This is a genomic window from Sphingobium sp. WR1, assembly GCF_059693745.1.
The window spans coordinates 1-2,516 of record NZ_JCATID010000071.1; the positions used below are offsets into that span (position 1 = coordinate 1).

At 64.8% G+C, this 2,516-nt stretch carries 2 protein-coding genes; both read left to right on the plus strand.

Annotation, left to right across the window (positions count from 1 at the left end):
- Window positions 1–116: 116 nt before the first annotated feature.
- Window positions 117–1,628 (plus strand): IS21 family transposase, encoded by a 1,512-nt coding sequence (istA, locus tag AC58EF_RS28340; protein WP_497279689.1) that lies wholly within the window; start codon window positions 117–119, stop codon window positions 1,626–1,628.
- The gene (gene istB / locus AC58EF_RS28345) at window positions 1,615–2,343 is read left to right on the plus strand and encodes an IS21-like element helper ATPase IstB (protein ID WP_039187854.1); all 729 of its coding nucleotides are present in this window, start codon (window positions 1,615–1,617) and stop codon (window positions 2,341–2,343) included. The genes istA and istB overlap by 14 nt, the downstream gene beginning before the upstream one ends.
- Window positions 2,344–2,516: the final 173 nt, after the last annotated feature.

Genomic DNA, 2,516 nt, shown 5'->3' on the forward strand with positions numbered 1-2,516 from the left:
TGTGGATCGGCGTGGAAAAAGGACCCCGTTAGCGGGGTGATCGGCGCCCAAAAGGAACCCCTCATCTCGGTGGTTTAGTCTGCTCGCTTGGCGTTGTGTCGGGCGGCGAGATCGGGATGTTGGTATTGGAGACGGTGTTGAGGATCCGGCGCGAGCATGCGTCGGGCAAAGCCATCAAGGCGATCGCGCGAGACCTTCATCTGTCGCGCAAGGTTGTTCGCAAGGCGATCCGGGCACCGGATGCAGACATGGCATATCGGCGAGAGGTTCAGCCGCTGCCCAAGCTGGGGCCGTTTCAGGGTCAGCTCGACACGTTGCTGGAGGAGGACGAGGCGCGGCCGCGGCGCGAGAAACTGCGCCTTACGCGCATCCATGATCTGCTGGTGCGCGAGGGGTTCGACGGTTCGTACGATGCGGTGCGTCGCTATGCCGCCCGGTGGCGCCGGACGCGGCGCCGCGATGTGATGGACGCGCCGGCCTTCATCCCGCTGCTGTTTCGTCCCGGCGAGGCCTACCAGTTCGACTGGAGCCACGAGGATGTCGAGATCGCCGGCAAGCCGATGCGCGTGAAAGTGGCGCATGTGCGGCTGTGCGCGTCGCGCGCGATGTACGTACGGGCCTATCCACGCGAGACGCAGGAGATGCTGTTCGACGCGCATGCCCGAGCCTTCGCCTTCTTCGGCGGGGTGCCGACGCGCGGCATCTACGATAACATGAAGACCGCAGTGACGAGCGTATTCACCGGCAAGGAGCGGGTCTTCAACCGACGCTTCCTGGTCATGGCGAGCCACTACATGGTCGAGCCGACGGCGTGCTCACCGGCGGCCGGTTGGGAAAAGGGTCAGGTCGAAAACCAGGTGCAGACGGCTCGTGGGCGGTTCTTTCAGCCACGGCTGCGCTTTGCCAGCATCGAGGAGCTGAATGGCTGGCTGGAGGCGGAGTGCCGCCGCTGGGCGGACATGCGCCAGCACCCCGAGCATAAAGAGCTGAGCGTTGCCCAGGTGTGGGCTGCCGAGCGTACCGTGCTCCAGCCTATCGTTGCTCCTTTCGATGGCTTCCACGAGAGCGAGCATGCGGTGAGCGGCACCTGCTTGATCAGCTTCGATCGCAACCGCTATTCCGTCATGGCCAAGGCGGTCCGCCGCACGGTGCAGGTCCGTGCCTATGCCGACCGCATCGTCGTGCGCTGCGACGGTGAAATCGTGGCCGATCATCCCCGCTGCTTTGGGCGCGATCGGACCATCTACGATCCTTGGCACTACCTGCCGGTGCTCGTGACCAAACCCGGCGCGTTGCGTAACGGCGCACCATTCCAGGACTGGGAGTTGCCGCCAGCGCTGGCGCGGTTGCGGCGCAAGCTGGGCACCGGCGATGAAGCTGATCGGCGGTTCGTACGCGTGCTGTCAGCCGTGCTCGATCATGGAGTGGACGCGGTGGAAGCGGCCGTGCGTGAGGCATTGCTGGCAGGCGTCACCAGCGACGACATCATCTTCAACATCCTGTCACGCCATCGTGAGCCGCCACGGCCGCTGGCGATTGCCACACCCGAAGACCTGGTGCTGCGCCATCCACCCCGTGCCGACTGCAACCGCTACGACAGCTTGCGAGGCTTCCATGCAGCGGCATGAGATGATGCAGGCCCTGACAGGGCTCGGGCTCAAGGGCATGGCTGGCGCCTTCGACGAGGCGGTGACGACCGGTCTGCAACGCAAGCGCACGACAATGGAGATCCTGACCGACCTGCTGCGTGCCGAAACGACGCACCGTCACGCAGCCTCGGTGCGCTACCGGATGACAGCAGCTCGGCTGCCGGCGGTGAAGGACCTGGATACCTTCGTCTTCGACGGCACACCCATCAACGAAGGGCTGGTGCGCTCGCTGCACAGCGGATCGTTTCTGCCGGGCCAGCGCAATATCGTGCTCGTCGGCGGTACCGGCACCGGCAAGACGCATCTCGCCAGCGCCATCACTGCGAATGTGGTGCGGGACGGCGCCCGGGGGCGCTATTTCAACACGGTCGATCTGGTGAACCGGCTCGAGGAAGAGACGCGCATCGGCAAGGCTGGCACGCTTGCAGCGCAGCTCTCGCGGCTCGACCTCGTTGTGCTCGATGAGCTCGGCTACCTGCCGTTTGCCCGCTCAGGCGGCCAGCTGCTCTTCCATCTGATCAGCAAGCTCTACGAGCGCACCTCAGTCATCATCACGACGAACCTGGCTTTTGGCGAATGGCCGACCGTCTTTGGCGACCCCAAGATGACCACTGCGCTACTCGATCGCATCACCCACCACTGCGACATCATCGAAACCGGCAACGACAGCTGGCGCTTCAAGCACCGTAGCTGACGCCTCCGACACCCCCAACAAGATGCCTCGCGCTGGTCGCGCCTCCGGTCGGGCGACGCCCTCCCTACGCCGCGACCAGCGCGAATGCTGCGTCCGTCATACCTGTCATGCCGCTCCGCAAAGGGGGCCCTTTTGGACGCCGATAGGGGGTCCTTTTTGCGCGCCGATTGACA